Annotated in this window: 28 protein-coding genes; 3 read left to right on the top strand and 25 right to left on the bottom strand. The window is 33.0% G+C overall.

What is annotated here, in order from left to right; genetic code table 11:
• Positions 1 to 86: 86 nt before the first annotated feature.
• Together H8K90_RS10045 and murA are read left to right on the top strand one after the other, a co-directional pair.
• Positions 87 to 740 (top strand): DUF4290 domain-containing protein, encoded by a 654-nt coding sequence (locus tag H8K90_RS10045; protein WP_186845830.1) that lies wholly within the window; start codon positions 87 to 89, stop codon positions 738 to 740.
• A 6-nt stretch (positions 741 to 746) separates the two neighbouring features.
• Positions 747 to 2,063, top strand: a complete 1,317-nt coding sequence (gene murA, locus H8K90_RS10040) for a UDP-N-acetylglucosamine 1-carboxyvinyltransferase (RefSeq protein ID WP_186845829.1) — start codon at positions 747 to 749, stop codon at positions 2,061 to 2,063.
• 79 nt (positions 2,064 to 2,142) lie between these two features.
• On the opposite strand, the gene H8K90_RS10035 is transcribed toward murA, so the two are convergent.
• The 23 genes from H8K90_RS10035 to H8K90_RS09925 form a co-directional block, all read right to left on the bottom strand.
• Positions 2,143 to 2,505: a nuclear transport factor 2 family protein gene (locus H8K90_RS10035; protein ID WP_186845828.1), complete on the bottom strand. Its 363-nt coding sequence runs from the start codon at positions 2,503 to 2,505 to the stop codon at positions 2,143 to 2,145.
• Between the two features lie 244 nt (positions 2,506 to 2,749).
• Positions 2,750 to 4,054, bottom strand: coding sequence for a cryptochrome/photolyase family protein (locus H8K90_RS10030; protein WP_186845827.1), 1,305 nt, complete (start codon positions 4,052 to 4,054; stop codon positions 2,750 to 2,752).
• Between the two features lie 3 nt (positions 4,055 to 4,057).
• The gene (locus H8K90_RS10025) at positions 4,058 to 4,519 is read right to left on the bottom strand and encodes an SRPBCC family protein (RefSeq protein ID WP_186845826.1); all 462 of its coding nucleotides are present in this window, start codon (positions 4,517 to 4,519) and stop codon (positions 4,058 to 4,060) included.
• Between the two features lie 8 nt (positions 4,520 to 4,527).
• Positions 4,528 to 4,992 carry a TspO/MBR family protein gene (locus H8K90_RS10020; protein ID WP_186845825.1) on the bottom strand — a complete coding sequence of 155 codons (465 nt, stop codon included), beginning with the start codon at positions 4,990 to 4,992 and terminating at the stop codon, positions 4,528 to 4,530.
• Between the two features lies 1 nt (position 4,993).
• The gene (locus H8K90_RS10015; protein WP_186845824.1) at positions 4,994 to 5,164 is read right to left on the bottom strand and encodes a Lacal_2735 family protein; all 171 of its coding nucleotides are present in this window, start codon (positions 5,162 to 5,164) and stop codon (positions 4,994 to 4,996) included.
• Between the two features lie 5 nt (positions 5,165 to 5,169).
• Positions 5,170 to 5,709, bottom strand: a complete 540-nt coding sequence (locus tag H8K90_RS10010) for a glutathione peroxidase (RefSeq protein ID WP_186845823.1) — start codon at positions 5,707 to 5,709, stop codon at positions 5,170 to 5,172.
• Positions 5,710 to 5,712: 3 nt separating this feature from the next.
• Positions 5,713 to 6,399 carry an SDR family NAD(P)-dependent oxidoreductase gene (locus H8K90_RS10005; RefSeq protein WP_186845822.1) on the bottom strand — a complete coding sequence of 229 codons (687 nt, stop codon included), beginning with the start codon at positions 6,397 to 6,399 and terminating at the stop codon, positions 5,713 to 5,715.
• 1 nt (position 6,400) lies between these two features.
• Positions 6,401 to 6,628, bottom strand: coding sequence for a hypothetical protein (locus H8K90_RS10000; RefSeq protein WP_186845821.1), 228 nt, complete (start codon positions 6,626 to 6,628; stop codon positions 6,401 to 6,403).
• Positions 6,629 to 6,631: 3 nt separating this feature from the next.
• Positions 6,632 to 7,324: a GTP cyclohydrolase I FolE gene (gene folE / locus H8K90_RS09995; protein WP_186845820.1), complete on the bottom strand. Its 693-nt coding sequence runs from the start codon at positions 7,322 to 7,324 to the stop codon at positions 6,632 to 6,634.
• Between the two features lie 55 nt (positions 7,325 to 7,379).
• Positions 7,380 to 7,652: a TIGR03643 family protein gene (locus tag H8K90_RS09990; RefSeq protein WP_186845819.1), complete on the bottom strand. Its 273-nt coding sequence runs from the start codon at positions 7,650 to 7,652 to the stop codon at positions 7,380 to 7,382.
• Positions 7,649 to 8,080: a hypothetical protein gene (locus H8K90_RS09985; protein WP_186845818.1), complete on the bottom strand. Its 432-nt coding sequence runs from the start codon at positions 8,078 to 8,080 to the stop codon at positions 7,649 to 7,651. The genes H8K90_RS09990 and H8K90_RS09985 overlap by 4 nt, the downstream gene beginning before the upstream one ends.
• A 102-nt stretch (positions 8,081 to 8,182) precedes the next feature.
• Complete coding sequence (locus tag H8K90_RS09980; protein WP_186845817.1) at positions 8,183 to 9,676, bottom strand: cryptochrome/deoxyribodipyrimidine photo-lyase family protein; 1,494 nt, start codon at positions 9,674 to 9,676, stop codon at positions 8,183 to 8,185.
• Positions 9,666 to 11,198 (bottom strand): cryptochrome/photolyase family protein, encoded by a 1,533-nt coding sequence (locus H8K90_RS09975; protein ID WP_186845816.1) that lies wholly within the window; start codon positions 11,196 to 11,198, stop codon positions 9,666 to 9,668. The genes H8K90_RS09980 and H8K90_RS09975 overlap by 11 nt, the downstream gene beginning before the upstream one ends.
• A 25-nt stretch (positions 11,199 to 11,223) precedes the next feature.
• Entirely contained in the window at positions 11,224 to 12,531 is a 1,308-nt protein-coding gene (locus H8K90_RS09970) for a DASH family cryptochrome (RefSeq protein ID WP_186845815.1), read from the bottom strand.
• Positions 12,501 to 12,650 (bottom strand): DUF2256 domain-containing protein, encoded by a 150-nt coding sequence (locus tag H8K90_RS09965; protein WP_186845814.1) that lies wholly within the window; start codon positions 12,648 to 12,650, stop codon positions 12,501 to 12,503. Before H8K90_RS09965 ends, H8K90_RS09970 begins: the two co-directional genes overlap by 31 nt.
• Entirely contained in the window at positions 12,647 to 14,065 is a 1,419-nt protein-coding gene (locus tag H8K90_RS09960) for an SDR family oxidoreductase (RefSeq protein WP_186845813.1), read from the bottom strand. Before H8K90_RS09960 ends, H8K90_RS09965 begins: the two co-directional genes overlap by 4 nt.
• Positions 14,065 to 14,703, bottom strand: a complete 639-nt coding sequence (locus H8K90_RS09955; protein ID WP_186845812.1) for a flavin reductase family protein — start codon at positions 14,701 to 14,703, stop codon at positions 14,065 to 14,067. The genes H8K90_RS09960 and H8K90_RS09955 overlap by 1 nt, the downstream gene beginning before the upstream one ends.
• Positions 14,704 to 16,014, bottom strand: coding sequence for an ABC1 kinase family protein (locus tag H8K90_RS09950; protein WP_186845811.1), 1,311 nt, complete (start codon positions 16,012 to 16,014; stop codon positions 14,704 to 14,706).
• A complete protein-coding gene (locus H8K90_RS09945) occupies positions 16,015 to 16,671 on the bottom strand; it encodes a TetR family transcriptional regulator C-terminal domain-containing protein (protein WP_186845810.1) in 657 nt (218 codons plus the stop codon).
• Positions 16,672 to 16,765: 94 nt separating this feature from the next.
• The gene (gene arsB, locus H8K90_RS09940) at positions 16,766 to 17,821 is read right to left on the bottom strand and encodes an ACR3 family arsenite efflux transporter (protein WP_186845809.1); all 1,056 of its coding nucleotides are present in this window, start codon (positions 17,819 to 17,821) and stop codon (positions 16,766 to 16,768) included.
• Positions 17,822 to 17,826: 5 nt separating this feature from the next.
• Complete coding sequence (locus tag H8K90_RS09935) at positions 17,827 to 18,441, bottom strand: arsenate-mycothiol transferase ArsC (RefSeq protein WP_186845808.1); 615 nt, start codon at positions 18,439 to 18,441, stop codon at positions 17,827 to 17,829.
• A gap of 20 nt (positions 18,442 to 18,461) precedes the next feature.
• Complete coding sequence (locus H8K90_RS09930; protein WP_186845807.1) at positions 18,462 to 18,932, bottom strand: DUF6428 family protein; 471 nt, start codon at positions 18,930 to 18,932, stop codon at positions 18,462 to 18,464.
• Between the two features lie 24 nt (positions 18,933 to 18,956).
• Complete coding sequence (locus H8K90_RS09925) at positions 18,957 to 19,289, bottom strand: ArsR/SmtB family transcription factor (protein ID WP_186845806.1); 333 nt, start codon at positions 19,287 to 19,289, stop codon at positions 18,957 to 18,959.
• A 180-nt stretch (positions 19,290 to 19,469) separates the two neighbouring features.
• Here H8K90_RS09925 and H8K90_RS09920 point away from each other — a divergent pair, with 180 nt between their 5' ends.
• Positions 19,470 to 20,315 carry a DUF2911 domain-containing protein gene (locus H8K90_RS09920; protein ID WP_186845805.1) on the top strand — a complete coding sequence of 282 codons (846 nt, stop codon included), beginning with the start codon at positions 19,470 to 19,472 and terminating at the stop codon, positions 20,313 to 20,315.
• Between the two features lie 59 nt (positions 20,316 to 20,374).
• On the opposite strand, the gene H8K90_RS09915 is transcribed toward H8K90_RS09920, so the two are convergent.
• Together H8K90_RS09915 and H8K90_RS09910 are read right to left on the bottom strand one after the other, a co-directional pair.
• A complete protein-coding gene (locus H8K90_RS09915; protein ID WP_186845804.1) occupies positions 20,375 to 21,349 on the bottom strand; it encodes a Gfo/Idh/MocA family protein in 975 nt (324 codons plus the stop codon).
• A complete protein-coding gene (locus H8K90_RS09910; protein ID WP_186845803.1) occupies positions 21,330 to 23,156 on the bottom strand; it encodes a sodium:solute symporter in 1,827 nt (608 codons plus the stop codon). Before H8K90_RS09910 ends, H8K90_RS09915 begins: the two co-directional genes overlap by 20 nt.
• Positions 23,157 to 23,311 lie beyond the last annotated feature (155 nt).

Below are 23,311 nucleotides of genomic sequence, written 5' to 3'. Positions count from 1 at the left end.
TTTTTAGATTCTTATTTTTTTGTACTTTGCAGCAAAACCTAAAAGACTACAGGTTTTAACTATTATTTACTACACATTTTAAAATTTTGATTGACGATTTAGAATACAACACAGAACGCGAGCATTTAATTATACCAGAATATGGACGTCATCTTCAAAAGATGATTAATTATGCTAAGTCTCGCGAAACTAAAGAAGAGCGCAATAAAGTGGCGAAGGCAATTATTTCTGTCATGGGAAATCTTCAACCACATTTACGAGATGTGCCAGATTTTCAGCATAAATTATGGGATCAGTTATTCATTATGGCTGATTTTGATATAGATGTAGATTCACCTTATGGGGAACCGTCTAAAGAAGAGATACAAGCAAGACCAGAACCTTTAAAATATCCGCAAAATCATCCGAAGTATCGTTTTTATGGAAACAACATAAAAACAATGATAGATGTTGCTGTTAGTTGGGAGGAAGGAGAGCTTAAAGAAGCTTTAAAATATACAATTGCTAACCATATGAAAAAGTGTTTCCTTAATTGGAATAAAGACACAGTTGAAGATGCAGTAATTTTCGATCATTTATATGAACTTTCAGATGGAAAAATAAATCTAAAAAATAGCGATGAAGATTTAAGTGATTCTTCTAGTTTAATGCGCGCCAAATCTAAGTATGGTGGTAAAAGCAATTCAAACAAAAAGAATAACAACAAGAAAAAATATTCCAATAACAGAAAACGTTACTAACAACGTATGGGAACATTCAAAATTGAAGGAGGCCACCAACTAAAGGGAAAAATTCAGCCTCAAGGAGCAAAAAACGAAGCTTTACAAATTTTATGCGCAGTGCTTTTAACTGCCGAAGAAATTAAGATAGATAATATTCCAGATATTATAGATGTTAACAAACTGATCGCTTTATTAAAGAAGCTAGGTGTTAAAATCAATAAAGTTGGTAAAGGATCTTATACGTTTAAGGCAGATGAAGTTAATTTAAAATATCTAGAATCTGCCGAATTCAAAGAAGATGGTAAAGGTCTAAGAGGTTCTATAATGATAGTGGGCCCTTTATTAGCACGTTTCGGAAAAGGATACATCCCAAAACCAGGTGGAGATAAAATTGGGCGTCGTCGTTTAGATACGCACTTCGAAGGTTTTATTAACCTTGGTGCAAAATTCCGTTATAACAAAGAGGATTTATTTTATGGAGTAGAAGCAGACAAGTTAACAGGTACTTATATGCTTTTAGATGAAGCCTCAGTAACTGGTACAGCAAATATTGTAATGGCTGCCGTTTTAGCTGAAGGTACAACGACCATTTATAATGCAGCTTGTGAGCCTTACTTGCAGCAACTTTGTAAGATGTTGAACCGCATGGGAGCAAAAATCTCTGGAGTTGGTTCTAATATGTTAATTATTGAAGGTGTAGATGTTCTTGGTGGTACAGATCATAGAATGTTACCAGATATGATTGAAATTGGCAGTTGGATTGGCTTAGCTGCTATGACCAAAAGTGAATTAACTATTACTAACGTAAGTTGGGACGATTTAGGTCAAATTCCAAATGTATTTAGAAAAATAGGTATCACAGTAGAACGTCAAGGTGACGATATACATATTCCTGCACATACAAATGGTTACGAAGTACAAAACTATATCGACGGTTCTATTCTTACTATAGCAGATGCTCCATGGCCAGGATTTACGCCAGATTTATTGAGTATTATACTTACGGTATTAACCCAAGCTAGAGGAAGTGCAGTTGTACATCAAAAAATGTTTGAAAGCCGTTTGTTCTTTGTTGATAAACTGATCGACATGGGTGCAAAGATTATTCTTTGTGACCCACATAGAGCGACAATAATTGGTCATGATTTTAAATCGACTTTAAAAGCAACAACGATGACTTCACCAGATATTAGAGCTGGTGTGTCGTTGCTAATTGCGGCTTTATCTGCAAAAGGAACTTCAACTATTCATAATATTGAACAAATTGATAGAGGTTACGAAAATATAGATGAACGTTTAAGAGCCATTGGTGCTAAAATTGAACGAGTAGAAGGTAATTAGAATATCTTTAAATTCTTAATTATAAAAAAAAGCTTCAAGATTAACTTGAAGCTTTTTTTGTTTTAAAAAAGTTATATACTTATTCCATTGAATAGAAATACTGTTCACTCGTAATTTTACCATCTTTTACTTCATAAACACAGACTTCTTCCATTTGTTGTCTTCCTCTGTCTTTAAATGTACAGTCAAATCCCATTTTTGCACTAAAAAAGTTGCCAGCAACAATTGGCTCACTAATTGTACTTGCATGAAAATCTTCTACATTCTCTAACCATTCCTTACTTTTATTCCATACGTTTTGTTTGCCTTCTGTAACTTCACCAGGCATACCAGGCATTTCTCGGCTAACTATATTGTCTGCATAAAGTTCATTAATGCATTCAAGACTTTTTCCTTGTTCGCACATTTCTTTCCATTTTTTGGCAACATCCCAAGTATTCATAATTGTTTAGTTTTAATATTAATTCCTTAAAATTAAAGAAAAGAAATGAACAAAGCCCTAAATTATTGACAGGTTTCTAAATTATATATAGCAAAAAGCTCCGATGACTAAAAACGGAGCTTTTAAATTGTTTTTGAAATGGTTATTCAAATAAGACGAAAATTCGACTTAAATTTAGTAACGGTATAAAACTTTGTTTATTGTGTTAAATTGTTAAAAAAATGACATAATTTAAATAATAGCGTTAATTTAATGCAGATTTATAAGTTTCTAAGCAACGTTCTCTAGCTTCTTTATGATCAACCATTCTTTCCACATAATCATCAGACTCAAATTCTGGGACATATTTTTTAATGTACTTTCTGTCTTTATCGAATTTATCTATCTGAGTTGTTGGATTAAAAATTCTGAAATAAGGTGCAGCATCAACACCACTTCCCGCAACCCATTGCCAATTACCAACATTGCTGGCCATTTCGTAATCATGAAGTTTCTCTGCAAAATAGGCTTCTCCCCAACGCCAATCTATTAGTAAATGTTTGCAGAGGAAACTGCCAACCAACATACGCACGCGATTATGCATAAAACCGGTTTCGTTGAGCTGGCGCATACCAGCATCCACTAATGGATAACCTGTTTGACCTTCGCACCATTTTTTAAATTCTTTTTCATTATTTCTCCATTCTATGCGGTCGTACTTTGTTTTAAAAGATTCATCTTTTGTTCTAGGATAATGCCATAGAATTTGCATAAAAAATTCGCGCCAAATCAATTCTTGCCAAAAGATTTCATTGTTTTCAGCAATGGCTTTTTTAATCATTTTACGAATGCTAACCGTACCAAAACGTAAGTGAGGACCTAATCGAGATGTGGCATCCTTTGCTGGGAAATTTCGAGTGTCTTCGTATTGTTGAATTAGAGTAGGTGTTACTTCATAATCTGCAATTTCTTGTTTCGAAGTTTTAAACCCAATGTCTGATAAACTTAAATTTGGCAATCTTGAATGTTCAACTAAGTTGTTGAGATAGGAATTGGTGTAAAAAATCTCTAGGTCTATAGTTTTAAATTTTTCCTTCCATGTGCGCATATAAGGTGTGTACACGACATATGGATCACCATCTTTTTTTACAACTTCATCTTTTTCAAAAATTACCTGGTCCTTGAAAGTTTTAAAGCTAACATCATTTTTATCTAGTAACTTTTCTATTTCTTCATCACGTTCTTTTGCATAAGGTTCGTAATCGTGATTAGTATAAACAGTATGAATTTTAAATTCTTTTAATAAGGTCTTAAAAATATCTTTTGGTTTGCCATGATAAATTGCAATACTACTTGCATGTTCGTCTTGCAAAGTCTGCCTCATGCCTTGAAGCGTTTTATGTATAAAAGTTACACGAGCATCATCTTTTGGTAACTTATTCAAAATTTCAGAATCGAAAATAAAAATTGGTAATACAGGATGTTCTCCTCTTAAGGCTTCATAAAAACCAACATTATCGTCTAATCTCAGGTCTCTTCTAAACCAAAAAATATTTACAGTAGAATTCATAAACTAATATTTGCCAAAAAGTTCTTCTAGCTTTTTTGTTCGGTAGTTAAAAATTTCTTCGAGTTTTGGTTTTACTAAAATTGGGTGAACTAGTTGACCTAAAATTCCCATTGGCACTTTGTAATCTATAATATCTTCCATCTCTACACCACCTTCAATTTCTTTAATAAAATGTTTATGATGCCAAAGAGCATACGGTCCAAAGCGTTGTTCATCTACAAAGTATTCTTTATCTCTAACATGTGTAATCTCTGTGACCCATTTTGTTTTTATACCTAACACTGGAGTGACAATGTATTGAATGATCTGACCTGGAAACATTGGTCTGTCAGCACCCGATAGGATATTAAAACCCATATAATCTGGTGTAATCGTTTTAAGGTTTTTCGGACTCGATAAAAAATCCCACGCTTGGTCAATAGTAATAGGTAGATTTTGTTTTTTATGTAATCTATATATTTTCATCAGAATTCTTAGTTGTTAAAGACAATGTATGCATTTAGTGAGGTTGCAATGCATAACCAAATTAAATAGGGTAGCAGTAAATACTTTGCGTTTTTAAGTTTATCACTTCTAAACGTTATGAAGTAATAAAATATAACCAGTGTTAGTAAAATGATAACTACTAAACTAATGTTGGTTAAATGCTGATTGAAGAAGATCCAGTTCCAGCTTACATTTAGTAATACTTGAAATAAATATAGAAGCCACAAAAACCGCGATTTTCTCAAATGAAATAGAACACTTAAGTACCAAGAAAAACATAGCATAATCAATGTCCATGCTGCACCAAAAACCCAACCTGGTGGTGTCCATGGTGCTTTATTTAGGTTTAGATACCATTCTGAGGTTGGCCCTGAGTCCATAAGCCAGCTTCCTAAAGCTAAACCACCAAAATTGATGGCAAGAAAAATTATTAAATAGTAAATTCTTTTCAAACTAAGATTGTTTTAAAGCTTTTATCCTTTCAGATATTCTCTCAGCTTCAGCGTACTTCTTATCACTTTCAGCTCGATTGGTGGTTGAGAGTTTATGCCAATCGGCCATAAGCTTTTCGTATTTTTTTTGTAATTTATCTAACTCTGACGTCTTCTTAAATAATCCGAACATAATCTTTATTTTAAATATTTGGTAATACGAGAATTCATTGGTTTTGTAATCGAGTAGAAGTAATCAATGAACTCACCATTTTCATCTACTAAATATTTCTGAAAATTCCATTTCACCACTGAATTTTGTCGGCCGTTAATAGCTTTCTTTGTTAACCATTTGTACAATGGATGCTGATTTAAGCCTTTAACACTAATCTTCTCGGTTATTAAAAAAGACACACCGTAATTAACCTCACAAAATTCTTGAATCTCATTAGATTGACCTGGTTCTTGTTTTCCAAATTGGTTACATGGTACACCAATAACTACTAAGTTATTCTTATAGGTTTCATGTAATTGCTGTAACTCTCTATATTGAGGTGTAAATCCGCATTTTGAAGCTACATTTACAAATAATATCTTTTTTCCTTTAAAGTCGGAAAGTTGAATTGGTTTGCCTTGAAGACTATTAATTTCAATATCATAAATAGATTGTAGTGCATTTTGTTTTACACTGGCATCTGTAGTCGATATTGTACTGATGAATGCTTTAAAAGGGTTCATAGTCTATAGTTTAAAGCTAACAATACCGCAATCCATTTCAAAAATCTGTCCAGATAAGGACGCAGCTTTATCAGACAATAAAAATATAGCCATATCCGCAACTTCTTGTGGTTCTAAATATTTTTTGAGTGGATGTCTCTCATTCATGTTTTCAATCATCCTTTCGTTTCGTAATAATTTAGAAGCTAAATCTGTATTTGTTACTGTAGGTGCGATTGCATTAACACGAATAGTCGGTGCTAATTCTGCACCTAATGATTTGGTTAAACCTTCTACTGCAGATTTTGAAGCTGCTACGCTGGCATGAAATGGCATACCTAATTTAGAAGCCACAGTACTAAATAGTAGTATTGATGGTTTGTTACCATTTTTTAAGATGGCTAAATATTTTTGAACCGCTTTGACCGCTCCAAGCACATTAATTTCAAAATCGCTTTTAAAATCGTCTATACTCAGTCTACTTATGGGTTTAAGATTTATGCTTCCCGGACAATAAACAAGACCGTCTGCAACACCTATATCTGGTAATTCATCGTGTAACACATCGCAGTTATAATGCGTAAAATTTTCGTGCGATTGTTCTGGTGATGTTCTGCTAATGTTTACAACTTTGTTATTTGAAGAAAGCAAAGAAGAAACTATTGCATTACCTATACCTTTGCTTCCTCCAATAACTATTATAGTTTTCATATTAAGATGCTGTTAAAGGTCTACCTTTTAAACGCTTTTCTATTTTTTGCTTAATAACAGTAAGACGTTTCATTAAATCCATAAGTTTAGAATCTTTTTCTTTTTTATATAATTCGTTAACTTCTAGTATAATATCTTTTGCTTCTCTAGCTGCTATAATTCTGTCACTTGTTGTTTTAAAAGAAAACTTTCTGTTTTCAAATTCTAAAGCTCTTTCTATTGTTTTCATAGCTTAATTGTTTATATAGTTTTGTAATTCTGCAATTTTTGAGGCCGTATTAAATTCACCTCCATAATAAGTTGTTACTGTTGTTGATGTATCGTCTTTTATACCTCTTGAAGATACACATAAATGTTTAGCATCTATAATAACAGCGACATTTTCTGTGTTTAAAACAGTTTTTAATTCATTTGCTATTTGGTTCGTTAAACGTTCTTGTACCTGTGGACGCTTGGCGTAATACTGTACAATGCGGTTTAATTTTGAAAGTCCAATAACCTTTCCAGATGATTTGTATGCAATGTGTGCTTTACCAATAATTGGTACAAAATGATGTTCGCAATTAGAGTAGAAAGTAATATTCTTTTCTACAAGCATCTGATTATACTGATATTTATTATCAAAGAGTGCAACTTTTGGCTTATTCTTTGGATCTAGTCCTGAGAAAATTTCTTCTACATACATTTTAGCTACTCTGTCTGGCGTACCTTGTAGAGAATCATCATTTAGGTCTAAACCTAGAACATCCATTATTTCTGAAAATAAGATAGATATGCGTTCTTTTTTTTCGGTATTAGACATTTCAAAAGCGTTAGGCTTCATCGGTGTTTCTAAACCTGTAAATAAATGGTCGTCTCCGATATCTTCTACATTAAAGGCTTTTAGACTGTGACCATTTTTTTTGGAAATCGTTTCTGTTTTCATAGAATCTTTTTAATGTGCTGTCTTTAAGTACTCCAAGCTTAAATCAAAGCACGTGTTAACGTTTTGAAATAGAGTTGTTTGTTATTATTCTTTGTCTCGAGCATTTAAATCTGCCTTCGTCAAACGTTCTTTTTTTACTGTGTTTAGTAGCTCTGCCTTGTACTCTTGCTCTCCATAATCTGAAGCTACTAGGTTTTAATTCGCGACGCATTAAATTAATAACCTCTTGTTCTTTTAATTTGAATTGAAAGGTAATAGCATCAAACGGTGTCCTGTCTTCCCATGCCATTTCTATAATTCTATCTATATCTCTAAGTTCTAATTTCATAAACTATGAGGCATTGCATATTGCATATCATATTTCGTTTTTTCATCTAAAAGTTTGTCAAAAAACTTTTTGTTTTCACGAAATGTTTTATTTGCTCTAAAATGCACAAATTTTCCTTGTGCATGTATGCTAGAACCATTGATTTTATAAATAACGAGATGGTAATAAGGTATAATCCATGTAAAATTTTTTAAACCTTTATTTATTCTTATGAGAATGCCTTTAGGTCTTAATTCTATATTACCATAATTAATGTCTGAAACCAAATTCATCAACGATTGCATATTTGGACTCACTTCATCAATGATCATGCGTTTAGAACCTACACCATTCATTTTCAATTTCTGTACCAAACTAAAAGGACTGCCAACTAAGTCGGCAATAATCTGTTTGTGTTCAGCATTATAATGAGTCGTGTTCAGTATCATATCTAGTCAAATATACTAAATGTTTAACTATTTATCAAAATAGTTAAACAAAAATTAACAGATAATTATGAGTATAGAAAAGTGTTTATATCGAATGAAGAATTAGTCGCTTTTCAGCATACGATTTCTGTCTTGTATAGTATGTCGTTTTAAAATTCTAAAACTTTCACGAACTACCGTAGGATCCTTTTTCATATTCCAGAGAATATCACTAGCGCGTTTACGATTTTCCTTTATATCTACAATAGGCATTGGGTAATCTTCGCCTAACTTAAAATTATAAAAGGTCTGTTCCATCTCTGTCATAAGATATGGTTCATGAATAAAGGCGATGTCTAGATGCGCTAATTCTGGCACCCATTTTTTAATGAATGTTGCATCAGGATCGTGTTTTAATCCATTTAAAGTTGGGTTGTAAATTCTTAGGTTATTGATACCAGTTTCACCAGCTTGCATCTGTAATTGTGGAAAATGAATACCAGGTTCAAAATCTAAGAACTGTTGCGATAAATGTGTGGTAGCATACTGCCAAGGTTGCCACAATATGTGAGTGAAAAAGGATGCCAACATGGCACGCATTCTAAAATTAACGTAACCTGTTTCAATTAAACATCGCATACTTGCATCGACTAATGGAAATCCCGTTTGGCCTGTTTTCCATGCGTCAATATAACTGTCCGATATGCTTTTCTTAAGTTTGTGATAACCTTTATTAACGCTTGCATTTTCCATCGTGTGTTCCATTTCAAACTTTTGAATGAAGTGAGCTTGCCAACGCAATCGCGAAATAAACGCACCAATATGTTGCCTCTCTTTAGACACTTTTTTTAATTGATTTGCTTTTTGAAAAACTTGTCTTATCGATAAATTTCCCCAAGCTATATATGGCGAAATTCTACTGCAACTACTTCTTGAGGCTTCTGGTTTTGAGATATTGAACATGTATTCTTCGTGACGAGTTTCAAAAAATGAATTGGCATATTTCCAACCCATAGTTGTACCACCTTTCTGAAAATTAGTCTCTGTTGGTGTGTTTAAATCCGTTACAGAAAAGACTTTCTCTAAATGGTCAATTTCGTTACTATTGAGCAATTGGTTGTCGAGAGGTTCAAATACTTCAAGATTACTGTTCATATAATCCTCCCAGTTTTCAAACCAATTATCTCTATTCAATAAACCACGTTCTACACCATTGTTTTTAGATTCGTGCCATTCTATAAAATTATTTCGGCAGTATCGTTTAAATTCTTTATCTCTATTGTAGGTGACTAATAAGCCCGTTTCTACGTGCGAATAAATGGTATCAATTTTATAAGACTCTTGTAACTGATTAAATGCACTTGTAATATCGCTAGTAACACAAAGTACTTTGGAATCGTAAGCCTCTAATTTTATATTTATATCTCTAAGAGATTCTTTTATGAAGTTAAAATGGCGTTCGCTATAATGATCATCATTTAGTAAAATATGTTCAAAAACATAAATGATGAGTGTACGTTTTCCTGTAGATAATGCACAAGAAATCGCCTCATTATCCTGAAGTCTTAAATCGCGTTTAAGCCACACCACATTGATATGTTCTCTGTTAGTATTCATCCGGATTTTCTATGATTGCGGTTGCACGTTCTTTTATACTATTCAATTGGCCTTTATCCATTTTATCTAATAAACTATACATCATTCCCATACGTCTATTATTACCAAGAATGTCTCTTTTATCATCCAAAAAATTCCAATACAAACTGTTAAATGGGCAAGCCTTATCGGTTGTTTTTTCTTTTTTGTTATAGTGACATTTTTCGCAGTAGTTACTCATTTTATCAATATAACTACCTGAAGATACATAGGGTTTTGTTGCAATTTTACCACCATCAGCAAACTGACTCATGCCTCTAGTGTTGGTCAATTGCACCCATTCTATGGCATCTGCATAGATACCCAAATACCAAGCATCTACTTCATCGGGATCTATTTGTGTTAATAAGGCATAATTGCCTGTAATCATTAAGCGTTGGATGTGATGCGCATAAGCATTGTCTAATGAATTAATTATGCTCTGTTTTAGGCAATTCATTTTTGTGTTACCTGTCCAGAAAAACTCAGGTAGTTTATTTGTGTTTTTTAAGTGATTTTCTGTTTTATAATCTGGCATTAATGCCCAATACATACCTCTCATATATTCGCGCCAGCCAATGATTTGTCTCACAAAACCTTCGACTTGAGATATGTCAATCTCAGTTTTATGATCGTAGTAGTAATCAATTACAGCGCCTATAACTTCCTTTGGACCTATCAATTTAATATTCATAACAAACGATATACGCGAATGAAATAAATACACCTGATCTGTATGCATCGCATCTTGGTAATCACCGAATCGTATTAACAAATGCTCGCAGAAATAATTGAGTTGCTCTAATGCCTGAGATCTGTTTATAGGATAACTAAATGTCTCAGTTTTAAAATGACCAATGGTTTTTATATCGGCTTTTTCTATGTCTGATACAATATCTGAAACATCATTAATGAACCATTTGTAATGCGGAATTTCGGGCTTGCCTTTCCACTTTTTTCTATTGCTTTTATCGTAATTCCATTGACCACCTTCAGGTTGCTTACCTTCCATTAAAACCTCGTGTTTTTTGCGCATGTTGCGATAAAAGTTTTCCATGAGATAGGTCTTTTTGCCTTCAAAAAAATCTTTTAATTCGTATCTGGAAGTGTAAAAATGTTCGGAATCGTAGGTGTTGGTTTCAATGTCTAATGAATTACAGAATTCAGAGAGTTGTTGGTCTAATCGATATTCGTCAGGCAATTGATATTCAAAACATTCAATAGCGTAGTCTTTAATTAATTTTGAAAGATTATCGACTAAACTTTGCGTGTTACTTTCATCATTAATTTTGAAGTAAATGACGTTGTGTCCTTGCGATTTTAGTTCTTCAGCAAAACTTCTCATCGCAGCAAAAAATCCAATAACTTTTTGAATATGATGCTTTACATAATCCGTTTCTTGTCGCATTTCAAAAAGGCAATAGGTGACGTTCTCATTGGTTTCTGTAAACCATGAATGCTGAGAATTGAGTTGGTCACCTAATATGAGTCGTAATGTGTTCATTGAATTCTGCTATCTTTTTCTATCATTAAAATAAACTAGGTTGTAACCATAGGTTTCTGAATTTTCCGCTGGCATCGTAACGTTCTGCTTGCAACTGCACATTGAATTTTCTGTCTCTAGGGTCATTGCCAACTCCAGCAACATACATCCAATTGCCATAATTACTATGTACATCATAATCGAGTAGAAGCGATTCAAAATAGGCTGCGCCAATGCGCCAATCGAGTTCTAAGGATTTGGCAAAATAAGATGCCACATTCTGTCGTCCTCTGTTGCTCATCCAACCTGTATTCTTTAACTCCAGCATATTGGCATTTACAAAATCGGATGCTGTTTCTCCATTAATCCAGTTTTGAATAGAATTCTGATCAGTTTTCCATGTATAATCTTTGTTAAGAATACCTTCTAGTTTAAAGATTTGGCTGTCATGTTTTAAGGAAATGTATTTAAAATAATCACGCCAAATCAGTTCGAAAATGAGCCAATAGGTCGATTCGTTTTTAAAATGTTCTTTTTCAAATTTTTTGATACTCCAATAAATTGTCCTCGCAGATAAACTACCGTTTGCTAACCATGGTGAAAATTTTGAACTGTAATCTTTACCAACCAATCCATTTCTGGTCTTCTTATAAAATCCTAGTTTTTTAGTATTGAAAAAATAATCTTCAAGTCGTTTGAAAGCATGTGTTTCTCCGCCTTGAAATGGGAATGCAGAATGCGTGTGATTATCAAAATCTTCGAATCCCAAGTCGTTGAGTGATGGAATTTTGGTGTTATTCTTTATTCGATTGTTTTCAGAGTATTTTGATACATTTAATTCTGGACGAATGTTTACATGTTTTTCAAGCTTTTTTCTGAAGACTGTAAAAACCTGTGGAGTATCAGAGAAATCAAAATTAATATCCTCAGGATGATACAGAAACTGATTATAAACGGCATGCCATTGACAGTCTTTACATTTCGATTTTACAACATTTTCTACAGATAGTTCTTCAGATGTCCATTCCTTTTGAAGAAAAATAGTATTGATTTTGTATTCTGCACACAATTGAGGAATTACAGCTTCTGGTTGTGCATTAAAAACCAATAATTCAATATTAAGCTTATTGAGTTGTGTCTTTAAATCGGTAACCGTTTCTATTAAAAATTTAGCTCTGAATTTTTCAGTTTTCTTAAAACCGTATGGATCTAAATCAAAATGTCGTGGGTCAAAACAATAGACAGCAATAAGTTTGTCACTGTTTTTTTGTGCCTCAAACAAAACGGCGTTGTCAATGGTTCTTAAATCATTTCTAAACCATACTAAGTTGATATTGTTTTCTGTCTTCTGCATTTTTCACTACAATATTTTACATTGTCCCAATTCTTTTCCCATTTTTTCCTCCAAGTGAATGGTCGATTGCATTTGGGACACATTTTTGTTGGAAGATTTTCTTTTTTTACACCTTTCATTTTTTCACCAAAGCGTTAATCATACCGTTAAAAACAAAAGCATGAAATGGTAAAACAGCATACCAATACAATCGTCCCCAAATACCTTTTGGTCTAAAAACAGCACGTTGGTGCAATTGGCCTTTAACAATTTTAAATTCTAACCAAGCTTCACCAGGTAAACGCATTTCGGCAAAAAGCAATAATCGTTTTTCTTCTTTACTAGCATACAAAACACGCCAAAAATCTAGAGCATCACCAGCTTCTAAATACGTGTCGCTGGTTCTTCCACGTCTTAGACCAACACCACCAAAGAGTTTGTCCATATAGCCTCTTATTTTCCAAAGTCCATTGAAACTATACCAACCATTTCTACCACCAATTCCCCAGATTCTATCTAAGGTATAAGCTTCATCAGTAACAGTTTTTTGTCTTTCATCTTTAAAACAACCGTATTGTGGAATTTCGATATGCTTAGACAATTGGTCTTTAAAACGTCCGCTGCTTACGGCATCTTTCCAGCTCGATATTACTGCATTTTGTTCAATTCTTTGAAAGGCTAAATCCACAGCAGTTTTATAATCCATAGGTTCTATACCTATAATTTCATTGATATTACTTGGTTTACCTATAACTTCAACTTTCATACTATCGACTAAAGCAGCTGCTAATTGAAAGGATGTTGATGTTACAAAATACAGCCAATACGAGGATAATTTTGGTGTAAGAACAGGTAGTGTAACGATATAACGTTTTAATCCTCTGACTTCTGCAAATTGCAATAGCATTTCTTTGTAAGTCAGTACCTCAGGACCAAAAATATCGTAAGCTTTGTTGTATAATTCTTCTTTGCCTAATCCACCAGCTAAAAAGTTTAAAACATCTCTAATTGCTAAAGGTTGTGTTTTAGTGTTGAGCCATTTTGGAGTTATCATAAAAGGTAGTTTCTCTACGATATCTCTTATAATTTCGAAAGAAGCGCTTCCACTACCGACAATTATTCCGGCTCTAAATGTAGTTAAGGCGTAGGAATCGGATTTTAATGTGTTTTCTACCTGTAATCTCGATTTTAAATGTTTTGATAATGACTCGTCATTAACAATACCACTTAAATAAATGACCTGTTTACAATGTGTTGGTTCAACCAGTTTTTTGAAATTTTCGGCACATTGTAATTCTAAGTCTTCAAAATCATCAGAACTGGTGGACATCGAATGTATTAAATAATAGGCTGCATCGATATCGTTTGGTATTTCTGCCGTATCAGGTTTTAAAAAATCAACCTTTATGAAGGTGCAAAGTGGATTATCTTCAATTTCATCTGGAATGCGATTTAAATCACGTACACAGCAAATAAGCTCGTGCTTATTTTCGAGCAGTTGGAGCGCTAGTCTCCGTGCTATGTAGCCTGTTGTACCTGTGATTAATATGCGCATTAGTCATTTGAATTTACAAATTGTGGTTTTGGTCTTTGGTAATCTAATCGTTGCTTTAATTCAGGAATAGCATAGCCATCTAAACCATTTATAGTCGCTACTTTGCCTTTTGATAAATTGACAAAACCATCTTTTTCGAGTAAAGTATCATCAATATAGAGCTTTTTAATTTTACCTATTACTAAAATGGTATTATTCGCGGCAATAGGATATTCTTCAACATATTCCATTGCCATTTGTACTGGAGACCCTTTAACAAACGGAGATGAAAACCCATCTTTAAAGTCTTCGGATAAATTGGTAACATCAAATTCTGAAATATGCCCATCGTACTTTGCAGAGGTATGATGTGCATCGTTTAGAATATCATCGTAAATATGATTTATGGTATAATTTCCTGTCGCTTTAATATTATGATAGGTATTCCGCATTACAGTTGTCGGTCTTAAAAAGAATCCTAATAAAGCAGGATTTGAGCCTAAATGCGTTATAGAACTAAAGACTGCGACATTGCTAATGCCATCGTTACTTTTAGTACCTATTAAATTTGCCGATTTATATCCAGAACAACTATTGATTAAGTTGATTCTATATAAATGATGCATTTTTTTGAGATCGTCATTACTGAATTCAACCATTTATAAGTTATTAAAATTGTTGATTTTTACGTTTTCAGCTTTGAGATCAAACATTAAATTATACAATCCAAAGAAGGTTCTGTTGATATATATAAAATGCTTAGAACCTCTGTTACCATTCATATTACGCAGTTCTGTGCTTTTTGAGTAGCGTTGTCCCATTTCTGTAATTTGATTAAAAAACTCAGGGTTTGAAAAATCAAATTCTTCAACATGAAACGGTTTTGTGAACAAGCTTAATAACTCATGAAACATAGCACTAAAAAATGTGATTTCTTCTTCACTATCATCTGTGCGTAGAATTTCTAATTCATATAACTTTTCTGTAAAAGCTTCAGGATTATTAATGCAGTCCTTATCGGCTAATTCAAAATAAGGTTTGTAGAATTCCTCTGGAATCGTTTTCATGCAACCAAAGTCTAGAGCAATTAAATGACCATCTTCCGAAATTAAAAAGTTTCCAGGATGCGGATCTGCATGTACTTTTTTCAACTTGTGAATTTGAAACATATAGAAATCCCATAAGGCTTGTCCGATTTTGTTCGAAAGATTTTGATCTGTATTATGCGCTACAAATTCTGAAAGATGTTCGCCTTTCATATAATCCATAGTAATAATACGCTCTGATGAAAATTCTTCATAATACTTCGGAAATTTAAGATTAGGAATATGTTGGCAAGCTTCAGCAACCGCTTTACTTTGCGCCATTTCTAATATGTAATTTGTTTCTTCTGTAAGTTTATTTTCAACTTCTTTAAAATATTTATCAGAGTCTTTTCCTTTAATATTAAACATTTTAATAGCAATGGGTTTTACCAAAGCTAAGTCTGAAGCGATACTCTCCGCAACTCCAGGATATTGGATTTTCACAGCAAATTTTTTCCCATTCTTATCCGCTATATGGACTTGGCCAATACTGGCGGCATTTACTGAAGTTGCGTTGAAAGTATCAAATAGATTTTCGGGATGTTTTCCGAAATATTTTTTAAATGTTTTTATAACTAATGGTGGCGATAATGGAGGCACGGAGAATTGCGATAACGAAAATTTCTCAACATATGCCTGTGGCAAAATGCTCTTTTCCATACTTAGCATTTGAGCCACTTTTAGGGCGCTACCTTTTAATTTTTTTAGGCTATCGTAGATGTCTTCAGCATTATTTTGGTTTAAACGTTCTTTGGCATCTTCTTTAGAATTTACCATTTTATCACCATAATACTTTAAGTAGTTGACGCCTACTTTTGCACCTGTAGAAACTAGTTTACTAGCTCTAGATATTTTTGTAATTGGAATACTATCTATCGTTTTCATCTAGTTGGAGTGTATTTTTTCTTTATACAAGAATTTACCGAAATCTATTAGACTTTTTAATGGTGTTGTGTCGATTAAATCGAAGCTAGCCTGAACAGATTTCTCAATATAAATATCTGTTTTTTCAAATGATGGTGACGTGTCGTCAATCCAAAATTTCATGGTTAATAGTAATTGAAACCAAGCTGATTCTTTAAGACCTCTATTTTTAAGTTTTTCGAGCTTCTCTTGCTTAAGATCTAGCGTTTTAATGTCTAATAACTCAATATAATTGGTGAAACTCTTTTTTAAATGCGAAAGCACCTTGAGTGATTTCAATTGGTTTTTATCCGCGTTTAAAGCATGGATTACATAACTTCTATTTGCTGTTAATACTTCAAAAAAAGTGAAATAGAAACTGAGTAATTTATTCCGTGCATCAAAAGATTGATAATCCTCGCTTTTATGTAAAACTTCAAGCGTATTATCGAAGAATATTTTGAAAATAGATTGTTCTAAGACCTCAAAAGAATTAAAAAACTCATAGAATTTTTGTTCTTCAAAATTGTTGTCCTTAGCAAAAGCATAAACTGATTTGGGTTTATGATTGTGAGTTAAGACATAATCCATGTAAAATGAAACGATGTCCGATTGTTTTATGTTTTTCTTTTTTGCCATTGTAATTGATTTACAATGTAAAGATACACAATGTTTAACTATTTGTAAATAAAGTTAAACAAAATTTAACATCAATTTCTGATATGAGCAATTTTTACGAAGTTACTTTAGGTAAATAGTATTTTTTGCGTAACCAAAATGCCACTCTAACTAACAAAATTAAAGCTGGTACTTCTACTAGAGGTCCTACGACACCTGCGAATGCTTGTCCGGAATTTAATCCAAAAACGGCAATGGCTACGGCAATAGCTAATTCAAAATTATTGCCAGCTGCTGTAAATGCGATTGCAGCATTTTTATCATATGTTGCTCCCATAGCTTTGCTCACAAAAAATCCGATGACAAACATTAGAGCAAAATAGATTAGCAACGGTACTGCGATGATAAGTACATCCATTGGTATTTCAACAATAAGTTCACCTTTGAGCGAAAACATAACCACAATTGTAAATAATAAGGCGATCAACGTCATCGGTGAAATTGTTGGAATAAAGGTTTTAGTATACCATTCTTCTCCTTTTAATTTCACTAAAATTAATCGCGAAAAAATACCGAGTAAAAATGGAATTCCTAGATAAATAGCAACACTTTCAGCAATTGTTGTAATAGAAATATCTACAATAGCACCTTCAAAACCAAAATAGGGTGGGAGCACAGTAATAAATAAGTAAGCATAGAAGCTATATGCGAAAACTTGAAAAATACTATTAAGTGCAACCAGACCAGCTCCATACTCACTACTCCCTTCAGCTAAATCGTTCCAAACCAACACCATAGCAATACAACGTGCTAATCCAATAAGAATTAAGCCAACCATATACTCTGGGTAATCTTGCAAGAATATAATGGCAAGAATAAACATAAGTACAGGTCCAATAATCCAATTTAAAACTAAGGAAATAGACAAAACTTTTACATCTTTAAACACTTTTGGTAATAACGCATAATTTACTTTAGCAAGTGGTGGATACATCATTAAAATAAGTCCAATGGCAATTGGGATGTTGGTGGTTCCGCTACTATAGGAGTCTATTAGTTTTGGAAATGAAGGTGCAAAATAGCCTATGCCTACACCTACAAGCATTGCTAAGAAGATCCATAAAGTAAGATAACTATCTAAAAAACTGAGTTTCTTTTTGGCTTTAGTCATGGTCACTATTTTTTAACTTGAGAAAACACGTATTTTAATTCTGTTGCAATTTGAAGGCTACGTTCTTTATATTTTTCAGCTTGTTGTGGAGTACCATCAAAAGCTTTTGGATCTTCAAAAGTTATTGGAATGCGTTTTTCAGCACCAGCAATAAAAGGACAACCAGCATCTGCGCTAGAACAAGTCATTATGGCTGCAAAATTCGAAATAGGATTAAATTCAGCATCATAAGTTTTAGAAAAACCTATTACAGGATGTTCAGTCTCTGAAAATTTTATAGCATAAACCGGATTAGATTCATTTGATAATTTTTCAATTTTAAATCCAGATTCGCTTAAAGCTTCAGCAGCTGATGGAAATAGAGCAGTGGCTTCCGTTCCGCCAGAATAACAAACTACATTGTTAATATGGAAATTACTCGCCATTGACTGTGCCCAAACTTGGGATAAGTGACTACGACGTGAGTTATGCGTACAGATAAAATTAAGATTTATCAGTTGCGCTTTGTTTACTTTATCTTGAATGAAATCAATAAGCGGTTGTAGCACATTTTTTCTATCATCTGAAATAGAATTTATATCTAATTGATCTATCTGCTCTTTAATTTGGTTGAATAGCATAGGTGATTTTTCTTAGTTAATTAACAACAATTTCCGTCAGGTGTGCAGCAAGGTTCGGCTGACAGATCAGCTAATTTTACTTTTGGTTTTGCTACAGGAATACCACAATTGTCTTTTGCTAAACAATCTGTTTGTTTTGAGGTAAGTAGGAAGCTTGTTCCATCGAAATCTAAACCAAACTTCCCAATGGTATCTGCTTGATATTCGACTTCAATTTCTAAATTGTCCATAATATTTAAAGTCTTCTGAGACAATTCTATAATGTTCAATAATTTTTCTGGATGTAGCCTGTGGTTGTAATCATTAGCATTCCACAGTTGAAAGTTAACGACTTCTTCATAACGCACAGTACCACCACAATCAATAAAGTTTTTAGTGATTTTGCCAACTTCCGTAACATGGAAATGACTTGGCACTAAAGTTCCGTTTGGCAATTTAAAAGCTATAGTTTCAAGCTCATTTAATTTTGATTTAATCTCTGAAAGTTTCATAATTCTAGTGATTTATAATTTTGTTTAACAACAGTTGTTTTGTTCATTTATATCTTGATTAATAAAATCTGAAATAATTGTTTTCATATTAGACCAATTTTCTTCATCAATACAATAGCAAACACTTGTGCCTTCAATATTTCCTTTTATCAATCCTACTTTTTTTAATTCCTTTAAATGTTGAGATATCGTAGGTTGTGCTAAGCCAATTTCTTCAACCAAGTCACCACAGATACACGTGTTTGATTTAAATATATGCTGCAGAATAGCTACTCTAGCAGGATGACCAAACACCTTTGCTATGTTAGAAATCTCATTTTGTTGGTCTGTAAATATTTCACTTTTAGTTAAACCCATAACTCATTATATTATTATATTGCAATATTACGATTAATATATTTAATGAGCCAAAATTTAATGTTAAGAAATTATCAATAGAGCGCACATCTTTTACTTTAAGGATTTCTTAACATTTAACGGTTGAGTTAAGTTGTAATTTTATGGCACTTAAAAAACAAACACTTAAACACTATAAAAATGAGAAAATTAGTACTATTAGTATTTGCTGTAACACTTATGTTTTCAGTTAATGCACAAATTGAAACACCTGCTCCTAGTCCGGCTGCTAAAATTGAACAAGTAGTTGGTTTAACAGATGTATCTATTGATTATTCGCGACCATCTATGCGTGGAAGAGCTATTTTTGGTGATCTTGTTCCTTACGGAAAGGTTTGGAGAACAGGTGCCAATGCAAGAACTAAAGTAACATTTAGCGATAATGTAACTATTGGTGACAAAGAACTTGACGCTGGTACTTATGCCATCTTTACAATTCCACAGGCTAAAACATGGGATGTTGTATTCTATACAGATTACGCTGGTGGTGGAGCACCTGCAGAGTTAGATGAGTCTAAAGTTGCAGCACGTGTTACAGTACCTGCATATCCAATAGAAATAGATATTGAAACCTTTACAATTTCTTTTGATGATATTACTAGTAGTTCTGCTGTAATAGGAATAATGTGGGCGAAGACTTATGTTGGTGTAGAATTTAAAGTACCAACAGATAAAATGGTTTCGGCTTCTATTGATAAAGCTTTAAATGGTCCTGGCTTTAATGAATATTATGCTGCGGCAACTTATTATTTAAGCGAAGGAAAAGATATTGAAAAAGCTAAGGAATGGATTGACAAAGCAATGTCTATGACTGAAAAACCACGTTTTTGGCAATTACGTCAGCAATCTTTAATCTATGCTAAAGCTGGTGATAAGAAAGGTGCAATAGAAATTGCTAAAAAATCATTAGCAGGTGCCAAAGAGAATAAAAATGCGGATTATATAAAGATGAATGAAGACTCTATAAAGGAGTGGAGTGGAAAATAATTTCTTCTAAAATTTAAGAGTAAAAGTGTAGCTAAAATGTTAGTTACGCTTTTTTTATGTTAATATTTTAATCCGATAATTGATCGTACGTCGTCCAAAGTTTTAATCAATTCTCGACTTCTTTCAAAAGTCATAATATCACTTTCTGTTTTGCCTTCTCTTATTAATTGATTAAAATGCTCAATTTCAAAGCTATACCCAATGGTTTTATAATTAAAAGATTTCAATTCAGAATTACCATGTTTATCTATTAATGTGACTGTAGAAGGTTCGTGAAAGCGCCCATTAATCTTAATGGTGCCTTTTTCGCAATGAAAAATAGCTTCTGTATTGGTTTCTTCTAACAATGTGCTTTTTAAGTTTGCTTCAGCGTCTTCATACTTGAAAGTCATTAGACATTCTGAATCTGAGCCTAAATCGAAAAATTGAGCATTAGCTTCTATAGTATTTGGACGGCCTAAAGTCCACAGCGCTGCAAAAATTGGATAAATTCCAATATCTAATAAGCTGCCACCACCAACTGATTTATCGAATAATCGAGAAGATTCATTGTATGGTGGGTGAAATCCAAAATCAGCCTCAAGCCTGGTAATATTTCCGAAGTGCTTGTTCTTTAAAAGATTTTGTACATACTGAAAATGAGGTAGGAATGCAGTCCATAATGCTTCCATTAAAAGTATATTTTTTTCTTTAGATACTTTAATCAACCCATTTACTTCTAACAAATTCATTGCGAAAGGTTTTTCGCATAACACAGGTTTGTTATTATTTAAACATAAAATAGTGTGTGCTTTATGAAAACTGTGTGGAGTAGCAATATATATGGCATCTATATTAGTTTCTAAGACTAAACTCTCATAATCACCAAAGGCCTTGTCTGCTTTAAAATCTAAGGCAAATTCTTCTGCTTTAGATAAAGATCTCGAAGCAATAGCATAAAGTTTGCTGTTTGATGTGGCTTGTAAGTCAGTAGCAAATTTTGCTGCAATTTTTCCAGCGCCAATAATTCCCCAATTAATAACTTTTGTTGACATCTGTTAATTCTTTTTTAGGTAAAGCCACTTGAAGAATATGTGCAATTACGATTACTAAAACACAGCCAAACAAATTAAGCCATAAATAAGGCATCCAGTCAAACCACCAACCAAGAACAACTATAGTTTGCGTTATTAAAGCGCCAGTAAAAACGGCATTACCTTTAATATGTTTAAAGAAAAAAGCTAGTAAAAATATACCTAATACGTTACCATAAAAAATGGAACCTATAATATTTACTAACTGAATTAAATTCTCTGCTAAATTGGCAAAACAGGCAATGATTATTGCAATAATTCCCCAGCCTAATGTAAACCACTTCGTCATTTTTACCATGTGCGCATCATCTTTTTCACCACTCACATTTCTTCCATATAAATCAATAGACGTAATAGTTGCTAAAGCGTTAATTTCTGATGCGGTTGAAGACATTGCAGCAGATAAAATTACAGCTAATAATAAACCAATAAGTCCTGTAGGTAAATTATTTAATATAAACCTAATAAACATATAATCCCTGTCATTGGTCTGTGTATCTTTTGCAGCATCTTTGTACAGCGCAGTTAGTTCAGCTGATTTTTCGATATAGGCTTCACTTTCAGCATTAGATTTTAGTTGTTCCACTTCTTGTTGAAGTTCATTGTATTTAGAACTGTACTCTGAATCAACAGCTTTTTTGATTAGAAATTTTGATTTTAGTCTATAAGATTTCTCAATACTATCTATGGTGAAAAGTTGTTGTTTAGTTTTTAAATTTTGATTTTTTGAATAGTCTAAGCTTAAAGTCTGTTTATCTAAAAATAAAGTTTTTTGTTTTTCTTGTAATGTTCTGTAATCATCACCATATTCTGATGCTAAAACAGTTTGCGTAGATGCATCAATAAAGTTTAAAGGTGAAGGATTGAATTGATAAAATACAAAAACCATGACACCTACAAGCAATATGAAAAACTGCATTGGTACTTTTAATAAACCATTAAATAGTAAACCCATTTGCATTTCTTTCATGGATTTACCAGAAAGGTAGCGCTGCACTTGGCTTTGGTCTGTGCCAAAATATGATAACATTAAAAATGTTCCACCTATTAAGCCTGTCCAAACTGTATAGCGATTTTCTAGGTCAAATGAAAAATCTAAGACTTCCATTTTTCCAGTAGCACCAGCAATATCAATGGCATCTCTAAAGGAAACGTCATCTGGAATTAGATTTATTATAATGAATAATGCAGCTAGCATACCGGCAAAAATTACAAACATTTGCTGTTTTTGTGTCACTGTTACGGCTTTTGTTCCGCCAGAAACGGTGTAGATGATGACTAAAACGCCAATAACAATGTTAAGTGTAACAATATTCCAACCTAAAACAACAGAGAGAATAATGGCTGGAGCAAATATTGTGATACCAGCAGCTAAGCCACGTTGAATTAAAAATAAGATTGCTGTTAGACTTCGTGTTTTAAGGTCGAATCGATTTTCGAGAAATTCATAGGCTGTATAAACTTTAAGACGATGATAAAGAGGTATAAATACCAAACAAATAATCACCATGGCAATTGGCAATCCAAAATAGAATTGAACAAAACCCATACCGTCAGAAAAAGCCTGACCAGTTGTAGAAAGGAAAGTTATAGCGCTAGCTTGTGTTGCCATTACTGACAAACCGATAGTCCACCATTTGGTTGTGTTACCACCCTTTATGTAATCTTGGGCATTTTTTCTACCTCTAGTTTTCCATGTGCCGTAGCCAACAATCGCTAAAAGTGTAGCGATAAGAACTAGCCAATCTCTCCAATCTAATGTTTGCATATATTTAAGCGAATGATGCTGTTATAAAGTAAAAGAGTACTATGTACAATGCGTTAGCGATTAGTACGATAGTGTACATCTTATCCCATTTTTGTTTTTCTTGTGGTTGGTCTTGGTTGTGCATATTAATCAGTTGTTTTTAATGTTCATTTTGT

This window comes from Winogradskyella echinorum (assembly GCF_014297365.1).
Lineage (GTDB): Bacteria > Bacteroidota > Bacteroidia > Flavobacteriales > Flavobacteriaceae > Winogradskyella > Winogradskyella echinorum.
This window is presented reverse-complemented; position numbering and strand designations above follow the sequence as displayed.